The organism is Pseudoalteromonas sp. SR44-8 (genome assembly GCF_014163635.1).
Lineage (GTDB): Bacteria > Pseudomonadota > Gammaproteobacteria > Enterobacterales > Alteromonadaceae > Pseudoalteromonas > Pseudoalteromonas rhizosphaerae.
The window spans coordinates 39,748-54,712 of the sequence record NZ_JACJDS010000015.1; the positions used below are offsets into that span (position 1 = coordinate 39,748).

Below are 14,965 nucleotides of genomic sequence, written 5' to 3' on the forward strand. Positions count from 1 at the left end.
ACATTTTACGTGATATAAAATCTCTGCGACGGTAATTTTGCAGGCCACTAAAACGAATAAAAGCGCGATAAAAATTATCGCGCTTTCTTTTTGTTAAAACTAAAAGATTGTAAGTGGAGTTAACGCTGTGCGCTTTCTCTTAATGCATTTGTGTTGTTAACAAAATCTTTTGCTTTTTGCTGATCAAATAAGAAATAGTTAAAATCTTTACTGCTATTTCCTACATCATTAGTAATAATAATATTAAACTCATCAGTCACTAACGATAAGTACATTGTATTTTGATCATCAGGGAAGCTAATCATGCCTGTGTCATCAACACTGTAATCAAGCTCTGTATTAATGGTTGTGAAACTTTCATCACTATAAATTGTGATTTTATCTTCATCAAACTTCAAATAACTAACCACCCACTGATCATCTCGATCTCGGTCAACCATATATATATCGCGCCCGATTAAATGTTCGACGTTACTTACTGGTTTATTGTCGGCAACAATACTCATGTATTCTTTGGCATCGTTTTCGCTAGTAAAATGCGGCCAAATATGCTCTTCAAAAGTAGCAATTACCACATTACTCGAGCCAATTAATAAACTATAATTAGCCCCATACATTAATGATGAACCATCGCGTAATATTAATTGATTATCAGAAAATATCTGGTAAGTCCCTGTTGATAGGTTGTTATCTTGATAATATTGAAATGAGTTATTGTCATCAAATTGAAAATAACCAAGCTCGCCTTCCACTTTATAATCATGATCTGTAAAATACAAACGCTTACCCAAGTAGTTATTAGGGCTAATTAGGCCAGTCAAAGAAACAGGGGGCTGATAGCCTATCTGTTGTAAAATTTCATCAGGTAGTGGAGACGAAATAGGCCGCTCAGTTGCTCGATTAAACTTGCGATTATCGAACGTTTTCTCTCTTGGTTCCTCACCTTGGCTATAGGTAAATTGATGCATGTTATTTACATAAATAGTATCTTCGATCTGTTCAATTAGCTTCCATTGCCGAGTATTCCACAACCAGCAATTAGGATCTTGCTCAACGTAGTAACAATCATCTCGTCCATTTAGGTTTCGCGTTATTGTAAGAATGTCATCATCAAGATGCCAGTTACCAGCATAAATTCGACTTTCAGCAACTGATAATTGCCCATCCTCATTGCTGTCGTACACACTCATCGAAATAGCTTTGCCATCAGGCCAAAGCTCAAACCAAAACTCATCTAAACTCTTACCATCAAAGTTGTAGCTATATATTCCAGGGATTGTTGCAATATTGAATGTCTCTGATTCGTCGATAATGCTGCCAGTACCTACACTCGCATTTTTAATTCCGTCAAATTCACTAAATGCAGCAAACGTTGCAATATCACCATCACTTGTTAATTGCCTAAATAGTATTGTTTCATTATCGTAATCACTCAGTGTGATATGTAATGACTGTTTGTTATTATCTTCTATCATTCGCCAAGTAATAGGCGTATTTCCAAGCTCTGAAACAGCACCTGTTCCATCGTCATTTAACATTAACGTAATCGCACCAAGAGATACTTGATCAACGAAAATATACGGTGCAGGCAATGCAATAGGGTTTTGAGTTTGCGCGAAGGTAAAATCAACTTGCTCATTTTGAGTGAATACTTTAAGGATAGACTCGTTAGTGAGTTGATAATTTTCTAACTCACCATCTGGGTACTCTACATTTTTATACTCAGTTTCTTTGACTAAAAAACTATTTTCAGTTGCCGCAATTATCTTTAGCTCTGCTTTATAAGTAGTAACCTCTTGGCGAACCCGCTTTGTTTCACCATCAATTTCAATATCAGCAGTAGTCTGATAAGCATAAAAACCTTCAGGATTATTTAAGGTATACACATCGTTTTGATATATCCAGTCGAAGCGACCATCATAATTTTGAAGAAGGTAACGACCAGTGCCGTCGTTATCTAATTCAATAACTTGATTAATAGATAAATTGCCACGATTATAGTAAAAAGTTTTAATGTTATTAGTCTTTGTAGACTGAACCACCTTCTCATCAGCTAGCATTTCTTCTTGGGCCTGGCTAAACTCGGGCGTTTGCTCCACTTTTTTAATATACTGAGTCATTTTTTCATTATCTAAAGCCAGCTCTAAAACATTATTTACTCCCTCGGGTAAAGCAAATAATTCATTGCTCGTTGATTTGTCCAAAATAACTTTTATAGCCGTAGCAACCTTAACGAGCTCATCAGCACTAATCTCATTCGACAAGCGTTTCAAGTCTTGCTCGCTTTTAATGTCTACGAATAAATTTTCTTGCGCCAAAAGCGCCGACTTTGCTGTGGTTAGATTAGTAATATTTACCGAAAAGTCTTCGTCATTAGTAAGTACAGCGTCATCGCCCGCTTTCGTTTTCAAGCTTGCAAAGCTCATTAGTCGTGACTGCAACAAAGCGGCTTGTTGTTGCTCTTTACCTTGTGCTTCAATTGTCACCAATTGACTCATATCAGCATCATCGTCAAGTGCTAACTCTAAGCTATAATAACCATCGCTATTTGTCGTTGTCGTGAACTCTTGCGATCCTATTTTGGCTTTTATAGCCGCGTCAATTAAGGGGGAATCTGTTGCTATGCCTTCCAGTGATAATTTAACCAGCTGCTGTTGAATATCAACTACAACATTTTTTTCACTCGTTAAACCTTCACTGTCTGTAACAGTTAAATTTAAAGATATTTTTTTATCTTCGCTAACACTTGGCGCAATAAAGCTAACAGTCCCTGTATTGGTGTTCTCTAATGCAACTGACAACCCTGCATTTTGGCTCCAAAGATAAGTAACGGGGCCTTCATCTTGCACTGTGGCACTGATTGAAATAGCTTGTTTTTCAACTACTGCTGTATCGCTTACGCTAATAACTGGTGCGGTATTTATAGGCTCATCAGGGTGATCAACAAAATCAGATTCACAGCCAGACAATAAAGCCAGCGAAATAGATGCCGCAAGCATTGATTTAATTAGATTCATAAAATTATCCCTTTCGTTGTTATATTTTGTCTACCTGACGACAATAAGATAATGAACAATAAATAACCCATAACGAAATCTGTATAATAATTTCTCACAAAATTAAAATATTTTTTTATTTTCCACTTATAGCAATTTAGGTAATACTGAATTTCTCAATAAAGCCCTTGCTATTGTGACAAATTAACAAATAATGGAGCCACTGTTCACGGGATTAGAATGAGGAAAAATGAACACGATACTAACCACGCAATGTGCCGATGATGTGGGCTTAATAGCGAAAATTACCGGACTTTGTCATCAGCATAATTTAAATATTACCCGCAATAATGAATTTGTAGATAAAGATGCTCAGCGCTTTTTTATGCGCACTGAACTAACGGGCCAACCAGATCCAGATTTTTTAAATCAATTACAAGCTTTGTTACCCGATGGCGCGCAATTAGCACTGCACACTGACGAGAAAACTAAAGTGGTGTTACTAGCGACTAAAGAAGCCCACTGCTTAGGGGGCGTATTGCTAAAGCAATTTGAGCAAGCACTGAATATTGAAGTATTGGCTGTGATTGCTAATTATCCTGACTTAGCGCCATTGGCGAAGGGCTTTGATGTGCCGTTTCATGTGGTCAGCCATGAAGGTCTATCACGCGCTGAACACGACCTGCAAGTGGGTGACTTAATTGCCAGCTACAATCCCGATATCATTGGCCTTGCCAAATATATGCGGATTTTAAGCCCTGAATTTGTAGGCCGCTTTGATGGTAAAATTATCAATATTCATCATTCATTTTTACCTGCTTTTATCGGTGCAAAACCATATCATCAGGCATTTGAACGAGGAGTTAAGATCATTGGTGCAACAGCGCATTTTGTTAATAATGAGCTCGATGAAGGGCCGATTATTATGCAAGACGTCACCCATGTAAACCACGCAAACACTGCCGAAATGATGGCTAAAATGGGCAAAGATGTAGAGAAAACAGTGTTTTGTAAGGCACTGCAATTAGCATCAGAACATAAGCTATTTATTAATGGTAATAGAACCGTCGTATTTAGCTAGGCTCTAGAAATAGAGTAGAATGAAGAGGCGCAACGCCTCTTTATTTTTATTATTATTGACACTTTTATACTGTACTTAATGTGTTTGCTCGATAGGTTCGAGTTGTAATTTTGCAGCTATCAACACCGCTTGCGTGCGGTTATACACTCCAAGCTTACGGAATATCGCGGTGATGTGCGCTTTGATCGTTGCTTCTGAAATATGTAGTTCATAAGCGATCTGTTTATTCAACAAACCTTCGTGCAAGTACTGCAGCACTTTATATTGCTGTGGGGTAAGGGAGGCTACTTGAGCGGCGATTTCTTTATCTTCATTGGTAACGCTCGCTACTTTGTCTTTAAGCTCAGGTGGTAGCCATACATCGCCATCGAGTATTTGATTAATTGCTCCGGCAATATCATCTGATGATGATGACTTAGGAATGAATCCCATCGCCCCGTAGCTCATAACTTTTGAAACAATATTGATATCTTCACTGCCAGAGACAACAGCAATTGGCAAGCTTGGATAATCTTCACGAATGCGAATTAGGCCATATAAATCGCCACTGCCGGGCATATGTAGGTCTAGTAGTAAGATATCTAAATCTTCTTGTTCACTAAGCACTTGCAATGTAGTTTCAAAATTTTCAGATTCAAAAACCTCTAAACCATCAAACTTTGCCGTTAATGCCCCTTTTAGTGCTTCGCGAAATAACGGGTGGTCATCCGCTATTAAAAACTGACTCATGGTTCACTCCTAATGAATTCGGCTGCCATCTATCAAATAGCTGACAGCCGATATACTACGTTTAGAATCAACTTCTAATCAAGTTTTTAACGCATATTTAACGATTTAATCGGTTCTCGATTAATTCATCAACCACACCAGGGTCTGCAAGTGTTGAGGTATCACCTAATTGCTCGTGCTCATTTGCAGCGATCTTACGTAAAATACGACGCATGATCTTACCTGAGCGGGTTTTAGGTAAACCTGGTGACCATTGGATCATATCTGGCGATGCAATTGGGCTAAGCTCTTTACGAACCCAATTACGTACCTCTTTGGTTAATTCGTCACTGACCGTTACACCCTCGTTTGGCGTTAGGTAAACATAAATACCTTGGCCTTTAATATCGTGCGGGTAACCTACTACAGCAGCTTCGGCAACCGCAGGGTGAGCAACCAGTGCACTCTCAATCTCGGCAGTACCTAAGCGATGTCCTGATACGTTTAATACATCATCAACACGGCCGGTGATCCAGTAGTAACCATCTTCATCACGGCGACAACCGTCTCCAGTAAAGTACACACCCGGATAAGCAGAGAAGTAAGTTTGTTCAAAACGTTCATGATCGCCATAAACTGTTCGAGCTTGTGATGGCCAGCTATCAAGAATAACTAAGTTACCATCAACTGCGCCTTCCAGAGCATTACCTTCAGCATCAAATAATGCTGGCGCAATACCAAAGAATGGACGGGTTGCAGAACCTGGTTTCATATCAATTGCACCTGGTAAAGGTGTGATCATGATGCCACCAGTTTCAGTTTGCCACCAAGTATCAACAATTGGGCAGTTACCTTTACCCATGTTTTCGTAATACCAAGTCCATGCTTCTGGGTTGATTGGCTCCCCCACCGAGCCCAAAATACGTAGGCTATCGCGGTTTGAGGTCGCTGTTGGTTCATCGCCTTTGGCCATCAGTGCACGAATTGCCGTTGGCGCTGTGTATAAAATTGTAACATTATGCTTATCGACTACTTCACCCATACGTCCTGCGGTTGGGTAAGTGGGTACACCTTCAAATAAGACTTGCGTACAACCATTAACTAATGGGCCGTAAGCAATGTAACTGTGACCTGTGATCCAGCCCACATCGGCGCTACACCAAAAGATATCATCTTCTTTTAGATCAAACACATATTCGTGAGTCATCGATGCATATACTAAATAACCACCAGTCGTATGAACCACCCCTTTAGGCTGACCTGTTGAACCTGAAGTGTAAAGAATAAAGAGTGGATCTTCTGCATTCATCGGCTCTGGTGCACAGTCTGGGGCTTGATCAGCAACTAAATCATGCCACCATACATCATGTTCATGCCATTGTACCTCGCCACCCGTTAACTGATGTACAACAACGTGTTCGATGGTAGTGACCGACTGTTGTGCAACGGCTTCATCAACATTTGCTTTAAGCGGCACTGTATTGCCTGCACGACGCCCTTCATCAGAAGTAATAACAATTTTAGCACCAGAATCTTTAATACGATCAGCAATTGCTGATGGTGAGAAACCACCAAAGACTACCGAGTGAATTGCACCTAAACGCGCACATGCTTGCATTGCATAAACAGCTTGCGGTGACATAGGCATGTAAATAGCAATACGATCGCCTTTTTTAACACCGAGTTTTTTCAAACCATTGGCAAATTTTGCCACTTCGTCATGCAGCTGTTGATAAGAAATATGTTCACTTTGCGATGGATCGTCGCCTTCCCAGATCAATGCCGTTTTATCTGCTTTAGTTGCCAGATGGCGGTCAATACAGTTATACGAAGCATTAAGTTCGCCATCTTCATACCATTTAATACTGATATGGCCTTTATCAAAAGAGGTATTTTTTACTTTAGTAAAAGGTGTTGACCAATCGAGACGTTTACCGTGCTCTGCCCAAAAACCTTCTGGATCATCAATAGATTGCTTGTAAAGTGTATTATATTTATCGTTATCAACTAAGGCTGCATTCTTGATATGTGCAGGAACTGGATAGATACTTTGTGACATAGTCGTCTCCATTTTAATTACTTGCCTAAGGCCTATCTTAAGGATCACCCAGCATAGCGGGCGAAAGTATTAGACCTTAGTTGTATTATCTTTGATTTATTTCACTGAACGCTCTAATTGTTTTAAAATTTCATCATTTTACGCTATTAATACAAAATGTTAATGATATGTTTAAACTAGGGTAGCAAGCTTGCCACCTTAGTCTAATAGACCAATAGGTAATTGAGTAAAAAGCATACTTAATCAAAAGTGGTATCACAACACAAGTATCATGATGCAACAAGCAGCCCCGAATAGGACTTTGACTATGACAACAAAATCAACAGTATTAAAAACACTTACTGCCACTGCCGTATTGTGCGCGCTCTCAGCTACAGCACAAGCCGCAACGATTGGTGGCACTGATGTTACTTATGGTGGTTATATAAAACTCGATGCAATGTGGAGTGATTATTCAGCTGGCGCGCCTGCAGGAACAAATGTAGGGCGTGACTTTTATGTACCAAGTACATTAACAGTCGGTGCCGACAACAACTCTGATGCTGTATTTGATATGCACGCACGTCAGTCTCGTTTTAATTTTGGCACATCAACACTCCTAGACAACGGCAAAACCATAAGTAGTAAAATCGAAATAGACTTTTTAGCATCTGCTGCTGGCGGTAATGAACGCGTATCTAACTCATATGCGCCACGTATTCGCCACGCATTTATTTCTTACGACGGCTGGTTGTTTGGTCAAACATGGTCAAACTTCCAAAATGTTGGTGCACTGCCTGAAACTCTTGATTTTGTAGGTCCAGCTGAAGGCACGGTATTTGTTCGCCAAGCACAAGTTAAATACACAACTGGCGCATGGTCTTTCTCGCTAGAAAACCCTGAAAGTACAATTACAACTTCAAATGGTATGGCTGTAACCGATGATGCATCATTACCGGATTTCACAGCACGTTACACACATACTGCTGATTGGGGTAACTTAGTGGTTGCAGCGCTTGCTCGTCAACTTACTTATAAAGTGGGCGGCCTTGACGCTAATGAAACATCAATTGGCATTAGTGCATCAGGTATGTTTAAAGTTGGCCAAGACAACGTTAAATTTATGCTTACCCAAGGTAAAGGCTTAGGTCGTTACGTTGGCTTAAATGTTGCGCATGGTGCAGTGCTTAATGGTGATGAGCTAGATGCAATTGACTCTACATCAGGGTTTATTGCTTACCAGCACAATTGGAATAACCAATGGCGCTCAACATTCCTTTACTCGTTCTTCTCAGCAGACAATAACACTGATTTGCTTACGATTACCGGTGACCCAACTGAATCTAGCCAAAGCTATAGCGCTAATATTTTATACTCACCAGTTAAACGTTTAACGTTTGGTGCTGAGTTAAAGCATGCAGAACGCGAAACAGAAAGTGGCGTTGATGGTGATTTAGATCGCCTGCAGTTCTCAGTTAAATACGCGTTCTAAGCTAAAACTAAAATTATATTACTTCCTTAAGCGGCTTTGGCCGCTTTTTTATTACTCCAAAATCAAACTCTTTATCGAATAAAACACAACAATGCAATTACAAATCGTTGCTATTTAGATTAAATTGCGTACTTCTTTTTAATTTATGGGATGTCACATGTCTGCCCCGCAGTTTTTACGTTTATCTAAATTAGCAGCTTTTACTTCGCTAGCTATAAGTGGTGTTGTTCACGCAACCGAAGAAAATAACAATCATGAATCCCTTGAAAAAATAGCTGTGTATGGACAACACCATAAAAATTACATTACGGAAGATGCGCAGTCAGCAACCAAATTGGGCTTAACAATTAAAGAAACACCGCAGTCGATCTCTGTTATATCGCGCGCCTTAATGGACGACTTCTCTCTCGATGATATTAATGCCGTACTAGAAAGCACGCCAGGCGTAACTGTTGAACAAATAGAAACAGATCGCACATATTTTAAAGCCCGTGGTTTTGAAATTACTAACTTCCAAGTAAATGGCATGGGTACCCCGCAAGATAACGGCTCGATTCAAGGTACACTTGATACCTCTATTTTTGAAAGCGTAGAAGTTGTTCGCGGCGCAAATGGTTTGATGACTGGTGCAGGTAACCCGTCAGCTACCGTTAACATGGTACTTAAAAAGCCAACTTATCAAACAAAAGTAAGCGCCTCTGCATCGTTTGGTTCATGGAGTAACAAACGCTTGGAACTCGACGCCTCAACGGCGTTAACTGAAAATCAGGCCGTACGTGTTGCGTTTACAAAACAAAAAACAGATTCATACCTAGATCGCTACGAACAAGACAAAACCATTTATTACCTTGCCTATGAAGGCCAGCTTACCAACAGTACGACTTTATCGGTAAACTATGTCAATCAACAAAAAGATGCCGACAGCCCGCTTTGGGGAGCATTACCGCTTTATTATAGCGATGGTAGTGCAACAAATTTTGATGTATCGACAAGTACAGCGTCAGATTGGTCATATTGGAATAACTCTACTGAGCAACTTTTCGTCTCAGTTGAACAAAACATTACTAATACTTGGTTTTTAAAAGCAAATTACGCGCATTTAGTAAATGAGCAAGATTCTGAGCTATTTTACGTTTTTGGTACTCCCGATCGTGAAACCGGCCTTGGCTTAACGGGTTATGCAAGTGAGTATGACCATAAAGACAAGCACGACATTTTTGATTTATACGTTGCGGGTAAGTTCGATTTATTCGGCATGGCGCATGATTTATCATTTGGTGTGAACCAGGCTGATATGGATAATTATGATAAGTCACTTTATGACAACACGACAGGCAATGGTTATCCTCCAATGCCAGAGCTTGGTGGCTGGGATGGCGCAGCGCCAGTGGCAACGCTTACGGATGGTTTGACCGGTGGTGATGTTACTAACAGACAACGTTCTGCTTATATTTCTACGCGTATTCGTGCTACCGACTCACTCAGCTTTTTAGCCGGTGTTAGCCAAGTTAACTGGCAATCTAAAGGTATGTCGTATGGTGTTGCCAAAGATAAAAAAGCGGATAAAACCATTCCTTATTTTGGCACTGTGTACGATATTAACGACGATCTAGCAGCGTATGCCAGCTACACAGAAACATTTGTGCCGCAAACTGAGCGTGAGATCAATGGTGATTACCTCGATCCAATCACAGGTAAAAGCAGTGAAATAGGCGTAAAAGCACAGTTATTAGACAGTAACCTGTTTGTTACCCTTGCTTATTTTGATGCTAAGCAAGTTGGCCTTGCGGTTGCAATTCCAGGCTCAAAACCTGATGACACCCGTTACTATGGTGCTGATGGTATTAACAGTGATGGTTTTGAAGTGGAGCTTAGCGGTAAAATTACTGAAACCCTCAGTACTAGTTTTAGTTATAGCACCATCAATATTGATGGTGATGAGCTTGTTAAGAATTACACCCCTAAAAACCAGTATAAACTTGCCATCACTCATAAAGTGACTGAGATTGAAGGGCTAACATTTGGCTTAAATTACCGCTGGCAAGATGACACTAAACGCATTCAGCCAATTACAGCACTGGGTGTTACTCCAGTTACCAAACAAGATGCATTCGGTATCTTAAACCTTATGACTACTTACGATATTACGGATAATGTCGGTTTGTCGTTCAATATTAATAATGTAACCAATGAAAAATACATCCACAGCCTGTATTGGGAGCAAGGCTACTATGGTGCACCACGTAACTTCACTGTCTCAGTGAATTGGCAGTTATAACTCGCTAACAAAAATACAAATACAAAAAAGCCGCTAAATATTATTTAGCGGCTTTTTTAATGTTAAGTGCGGGTCAAATCGCGCTTATTAAATACTTTTAAAGCTCAGCATCATCTGCTAACACTGTGTCTTCAATATCGTCAGGCTTAATTGTTGCTTTTAATAACAACATATCACGCAATTTACCTTCAATCTCGTTAGAAATCTCAGGGTTCTCTTTCAAGAACTTAATTGAGTTTGATTTACCTTGACCAACTTTACTACCATTGTAGCTATACCAAGCACCTGCTTTTTCAACCAGCTTATGCTTAACACCTAAGTCAATTAACTCGCCATGCTTAGAGATGCCTTCACCATACATGATGATAAATTCAGCTTGCTTAAACGGAGGAGCAACTTTGTTTTTCACCACTTTAACGCGGGTTTCGTTACCCACCACTTCGTCGCCCTCTTTAACAGAACCGATACGACGAATATCTAAACGTACTGACGCGTAAAATTTAAGTGCGTTACCACCAGTAGTGGTTTCTGGGTTACCAAACATAACACCAATTTTCATGCGGATTTGGTTAATGAAAATACATAAAGTGTTTGAACGTTTGATATTACCAGTTAGCTTACGTAATGCTTGTGACATTAAACGTGCTTGTAGGCCCATGTGTGAATCACCCATGTCGCCTTCAATTTCAGCTTTCGGTGTTAATGCCGCAACCGAATCGACAACAACCACATCAACAGCGCTTGAGCGTACTAACATGTCACAAATTTCAAGTGCTTGTTCACCTGTATCAGGTTGTGAAACTAATAACTCATCAATATTTACACCCAATTTTTGGGCATAAATTGGATCAAGTGCATGCTCAGCATCAACGAAAGCACAGGTTTTACCTTCTTTTTGTGCTTCAGCAATAACTTGTAATGTTAGCGTTGTTTTACCTGATGATTCAGGGCCATAAATCTCAACAATACGCCCCATAGGTAAACCACCTATGCCTAATGCGATATCAATGCCCAGAGAGCCTGTTGATATAGCATCAATATCTAACGCTTTATTGTCACCCAATTTCATTATTGAGCCTTTACCAAATTGACGTTCAATTTGAGATAAAGCAGCGTCCAACGCTTTTTGTTTGTTATCGTTCATTTTACTCTCCAAATCCGGCTAATGCAGACAAGTATACTGTATGAAATCACAGTATCAAGCTAATTTTACTAATTTATCTTTTCTATAATGGTTTTTAATGAGTAAACAATAGCTTGCAACCTAACTTGCGCTCTATCGCCTGCGAATATCTGTTGGCTCGGATACTGTTTCTCGCCAATTTGAATACAAAACCATACTAAACCTACTGGTTTTTCTGTACTGCCACCACCCGGACCTGCAATCCCCGATACTGCAACCGAAATATCTGCCCCTGCGGCCTTACACGCACCCGCGGCCATTTGCAAAACAGTTTGCTCACTCACTGCGCCGTATAAAGTTAAGGTTTGCTCTGTAACCCCTAGTAAATCCTGCTTAGCTTGATTACTGTATGTTACAAATGCACGGTCAATATAAGCCGAGCTGCCAGGGGTATCTGTTAACGCATAACTCACTCCACCACCAGTACATGATTCAGCACTAGTGATCCATAAGCGTTTATCCGTTAAAATAGCGCCTAACTGCGCAGCAAGTGTTTTAATCTCTTGATGTAATTCCATATTCAGCCTTTGGGTAAATACATGTCGTTCGATCTTTATGCACCGCACAATATAAGTCAACAAACTCCGATGATGCAGCAGTATCTAAAAATAAAATCTGAGCATCGTGATATTTTACTGTTTTATCGCATGGGCGATTTTTACGAGCTATTTTTTGATGATGCAAAACGTGCAGCACAACTGCTTGATATTTCACAAACTCACCGTGGTAAAGCCGGCGGCGATCCTATTCCTATGGCAGGCGTCCCTTATCATGCGGTAGAGAACTATTTAGCTCGTTTGGTACAAATGGGTGAATCCGTCGCTATTTGTGAGCAAATAGGCGACCCTGCAACCAGCAAAGGACCTGTTGAGCGCAAAGTTGTACGCATTGTTACCCCTGGCACCATTTCTGATGAAGCACTATTACAAGAGCGCCAAGATAATTTACTGACCAGCGTTTGGCAAAGTAAAAAAGGCGTGTATGGCATTGCTTACTTAGATATTAACTCAGGCCGTTTTAATATTGTTGAAGTAAATACTGAAGAAGCATTTAGTTCAACTTTACAACGCTTAGCACCAGCAGAGTTACTCTATAGCGAAGACTTTGCCAACTTTCATTTGATTGAGCATATCAAAGGTATTCGCCGTCGTCCTGAATGGGAGTTTGACTTAGACACTGCACAACATTTGTTATGCGAGCAGTTTGGCACCAAAGATTTAGTCGGTTTTGGGGTTGATAAAGCAACTGCTGCATTAGTTGCCGCCGGTTGCCTTATGCAATATGTGAAAGACACGCAACGTATTGCTCTACCCCATATTCGCGCCATCACATTAGAACATAACGAACATGCAGTAATCTTAGATGCTGCCACTCGTAAAAATTTAGAGTTGACCGTTAACCTCTCTGGTGGCTTTGAAAACACCTTAGCACAAGTACTTGATAAAACAGCAACAGCGATGGGCTCACGGCTATTAAAGCGTCGTATTCATACACCAATACGTTCTAAACCTGAGCTTAACGCTCGCCTTAATGCGATTAGTGCCATTATCGATGTACAGCTGTGTGGTGAGCTACATGAGTCGTTAAAACAAATAGGTGATATTGAGCGTGTTATTGCTCGTTTAGCATTGTGGACCGCTCGTCCGCGCGATTTAACCCGTCTGCGTAGCGCACTACAAGCCCTAGCTCCACTGCACGAGCTATTAACCGATGCCAGCGATCCTCGCATTAGTCAGATCATCGCGCAATCTCCTGAATTACCTGATTTACAGCAATTACTTGAGCAAGCAGTGATTGAAAACCCACCGGTACTTATTCGTGATGGTGGCGTAATTGCACCGGGTTACAACAGTGAACTCGATGAATGGCGTTCACTCAGCCAAGGCGCTACCGACATTCTTGAGCAACTCGAACAGCGCGAGCGTGAACGCACCGGTATTAGCACCCTTAAAATCGGTTATAACCGTGTGCATGGCTTTTTTATTGAAGTAAGTCGTGCCAACGCACATTTAGTGCCTGCTGATTATATTCGTCGCCAAACGCTTAAAAATAACGAACGTTATATAATTCCAGAGCTTAAAGAGCATGAAGATAAAGTGTTAGGTAGCCAATCAAAAGCTCTGGCGCTTGAAAAGCAACTTTACGAACAACTGTTTGAATTTATTGCCCCGCACATTGAACAGCTACAAATAATGGCGGCAGCACTGGCAGATTTAGATGTGCTAAATAACCTTGCCGAGCGTGCAATTGCATTGAACTATGCAAAACCGCTACTGTGCGATAACGATGACATTAGTATTAAGCAAGGTCGCCACCCAGTTGTTGAACAAGTAATGAAAGACCCTTTCATTGCCAATCCTGTAGAGCTTAATGCTCAGCGTAAAATGCTGATCATTACGGGACCAAATATGGGCGGTAAATCAACCTATATGCGCCAAACTGCACTGATTGTGTTAATGGCACACATTGGTAGCTTTGTGCCAGCAGACAGCGCTAAGATTGGTAATATCGACCGTATATTTACACGTATTGGCGCCAGTGATGACTTAGCATCAGGTCGCTCAACCTTCATGGTCGAAATGACCGAAACAGCCACCATTTTAAACAATGCTACCGCGCAGTCACTGGTGTTAATGGATGAAATTGGCCGAGGGACGAGTACCTACGATGGTCTATCATTAGCTTATGCAACAGCGGATCATTTAGCATCAAAAATATCCGCTAAAACTTTATTCGCAACCCATTATTTTGAACTTACCGAACTGGCCGAGCAACAAGCGGGACTGGTGAATGTTCACTTAGATGCGATAGAGCACAACGACACAATCGCCTTTATGCATACCGTACTTGATGGTGCCGCAAGTAAAAGTTTTGGCTTGCAAGTAGCAGCCTTAGCTGGGGTGCCAAAAGCAGTTATAAAGCAGGCAAAACAAAAGCTTAAAATGCTGGAGAATCATCAGCCAGTCACTGCTGATATCAATGCAGTACAGCCATCATTGTTTGCAGCTGAACCATCACAGGTAGAAGCACAACTCGCTGAGGTTGACCTAGATAACTTAAGCCCACGCCAAGCTCAAGATTTACTATATAAGCTAAAATCGCTGCTGTAGCATGCTTTAAGCACAAAAAAAGCTGAAGAGTTAGCTCCTCAGCTTTTAATAATTATTTTCTGTGTGTGTTTGTGTTGCT

At 40.7% G+C, this 14,965-nt stretch carries 9 protein-coding genes; 4 read left to right on the plus strand and 5 right to left on the minus strand.

Annotated features, from left to right (window positions below; genetic code table 11):
• Window positions 1–119: 119 nt before the first annotated feature.
• Window positions 120–3,017 carry a PKD domain-containing protein gene (locus H5183_RS09330; protein ID WP_182731526.1) on the minus strand — a complete coding sequence of 966 codons (2,898 nt, stop codon included), beginning with the start codon at window positions 3,015–3,017 and terminating at the stop codon, window positions 120–122.
• A gap of 229 nt (window positions 3,018–3,246) precedes the next feature.
• Between H5183_RS09330 and purU the strand changes: the two genes are divergently transcribed.
• A complete protein-coding gene (gene purU, locus H5183_RS09335; protein ID WP_145235297.1) occupies window positions 3,247–4,077 on the plus strand; it encodes a formyltetrahydrofolate deformylase in 831 nt (276 codons plus the stop codon).
• 75 nt (window positions 4,078–4,152) lie between these two features.
• Here purU and H5183_RS09340 read toward each other — a convergent pair whose 3' ends face one another.
• Window positions 4,153–4,806, minus strand: coding sequence for a response regulator transcription factor (locus tag H5183_RS09340; RefSeq protein ID WP_145235295.1), 654 nt, complete (start codon window positions 4,804–4,806; stop codon window positions 4,153–4,155).
• Between the two features lie 97 nt (window positions 4,807–4,903).
• Complete coding sequence (acs, locus tag H5183_RS09345; protein WP_182731527.1) at window positions 4,904–6,844, minus strand: acetate--CoA ligase; 1,941 nt, start codon at window positions 6,842–6,844, stop codon at window positions 4,904–4,906.
• A gap of 307 nt (window positions 6,845–7,151) precedes the next feature.
• Here acs and H5183_RS09350 point away from each other — a divergent pair, with 307 nt between their 5' ends.
• Both H5183_RS09350 and H5183_RS09355 read left to right on the plus strand, forming a co-directional pair.
• Complete coding sequence (locus tag H5183_RS09350; protein WP_182731528.1) at window positions 7,152–8,315, plus strand: DcaP family trimeric outer membrane transporter; 1,164 nt, start codon at window positions 7,152–7,154, stop codon at window positions 8,313–8,315.
• 157 nt (window positions 8,316–8,472) lie between these two features.
• The gene (locus H5183_RS09355) at window positions 8,473–10,593 is read left to right on the plus strand and encodes a TonB-dependent siderophore receptor (RefSeq protein WP_145235289.1); all 2,121 of its coding nucleotides are present in this window, start codon (window positions 8,473–8,475) and stop codon (window positions 10,591–10,593) included.
• A gap of 97 nt (window positions 10,594–10,690) precedes the next feature.
• On the opposite strand, the gene recA is transcribed toward H5183_RS09355, so the two are convergent.
• Complete coding sequence (gene recA, locus H5183_RS09360) at window positions 10,691–11,737, minus strand: recombinase RecA (RefSeq protein ID WP_149982137.1); 1,047 nt, start codon at window positions 11,735–11,737, stop codon at window positions 10,691–10,693.
• A 68-nt stretch (window positions 11,738–11,805) separates the two neighbouring features.
• A complete protein-coding gene (locus tag H5183_RS09365) occupies window positions 11,806–12,294 on the minus strand; it encodes a CinA family protein (RefSeq protein WP_145235284.1) in 489 nt (162 codons plus the stop codon).
• A 21-nt stretch (window positions 12,295–12,315) separates the two neighbouring features.
• On the opposite strand from H5183_RS09365, the gene mutS reads away from it, so the two are divergent.
• Complete coding sequence (gene mutS, locus H5183_RS09370) at window positions 12,316–14,886, plus strand: DNA mismatch repair protein MutS (protein WP_182731529.1); 2,571 nt, start codon at window positions 12,316–12,318, stop codon at window positions 14,884–14,886.
• The last annotated feature ends 79 nt before the right edge of the window (window positions 14,887–14,965 follow it).